A 1407-nucleotide genomic window follows, 5' to 3' on the forward strand; every position below is an offset into this window, starting at 1 on the left:
GATCCGCCGCCACCGCCGCATACGTCCGCTTCCCGGCCGCGGCCCGGTAGAGCGCGACCGCGTCCTTCCTGAACTCCTCCGGATACGGAGACTTGCGTCCCACCTGAACATCCCTCCCTGGACCATCAAGATCCATTGTCAGGGTGTCCACTCCAAAGGATCATCCTCACAGGTCCGGGCCGTCGCAGGCTTTGCGGATCTCGCGTCCGGCGGGCCGCACGCGCAGGGCCACGAAGCGGGAGTACTTGCGCTTGACGCCGCTGCGGCCGCTGCCCGGGCGGGAGCCTTCCCGCCACTGCACCGGCCGGGCTGTCTGCTTGCCGGCCTCGAGGACCAGCTTCTTCACCGTCCTGGCCGCCTCGGGATAAACCGGCTGGGGTCGAGGGCCGCGACCGCCGTAGGGCGGGGTATGCGGCCGTGCCGATTCCGGGTGGGCGGTGGTCGTGGTGGAGATGCCGACCGCGTAGCCGAGCCCGCGTTCTTCCAGGCCCAGCCGGAAGGCTGCGGTATCGCCGTAACCGCCGTCGGCGACGACGATCGGGACGTCGATGCCCCACGACCTGGTCTCGTCGATCATGTCCAGGGCCAGCTGCCACTTCTCGACGTGTCCGACGTCGGTGGGGATGCCGCACGTGGTGCGGCGGGCCACCTTGCCCGGATCGGCCTTGGACGAGGCGGGATCCCAGCTCTCGGGCAGGAACAGACGCCAGTCGACAGCAGCCGACGCGTCGTCGGAGGCCAGGTGCAGGGACACCCCGGCCTGACAGTTGGTGACCTTGCCCGCGGTGCCGGTGTACTGCCGGGCCACACACGCCGAGGCGTCCCCGTCCTTGAGGAAGCCTGTGTCATCCACGATCAGCGCGGTCGGCTTGACCACCTGCTGCATCCGCCAGGCCAGTCGGGCGCGGACATGCGCCGCGTCCCACGGACTGGTGGTGATGAAGTTCGCCAGGGCCTGCCGGTTGCCGTCCTCGCCCAGGCGGGCGGCCATCGGTTCCACCGACTTGCGCCGCCCGTCCAGCAGCAGGCCCCGCAGATAGACCGTTCCCCACCGGCGTTGATCCGCCCGCGCGAACGGCTCGAACATCTCTGCCGCGAAGTCCTCCAGATCACACCGGACCGCGGCAAGCTCCCCACTCATCACAACAGGTCAACGGAACAAGCGATCAAACGGACACGCCACCGGCGAGTGAACCTGACCAAGCACTACTAGGGTGCGTTTCGAAAGTGCTGGTCACAGCCACTCGTTGATGGCTGCGACCAGTACGGTCGCTTCGTAGCGGACGGCGAGCTTGTCGTATCGCGTGGCGACCGCACGGTGCCGTTTGAGGCGATTGATTCCGCACTCCACCGCGTGGCGCTGCTTGTAGTCGTCCTTGTCCAACTTCAGCGGCCGGCCACCGTGGG

General features: G+C 68.2%; 2 pseudogenes. Both read right to left on the bottom strand.

What is annotated here, in order from left to right:
- Positions 1-169: 169 nt before the first annotated feature.
- Positions 170-1144, bottom strand: a pseudogene (locus QMZ92_RS35850) (IS701 family transposase); the annotation flags it as partial.
- A 90-nt stretch (positions 1145-1234) separates the two neighbouring features.
- Positions 1235-1407: pseudogene (locus QMZ92_RS35855) on the bottom strand (IS5 family transposase); the annotation flags it as partial.

This window comes from Streptomyces sp. HNM0645, from assembly GCF_030056615.1.
In the GTDB taxonomy this organism is placed as follows: domain Bacteria; phylum Actinomycetota; class Actinomycetes; order Streptomycetales; family Streptomycetaceae; genus Streptomyces; species Streptomyces marianii.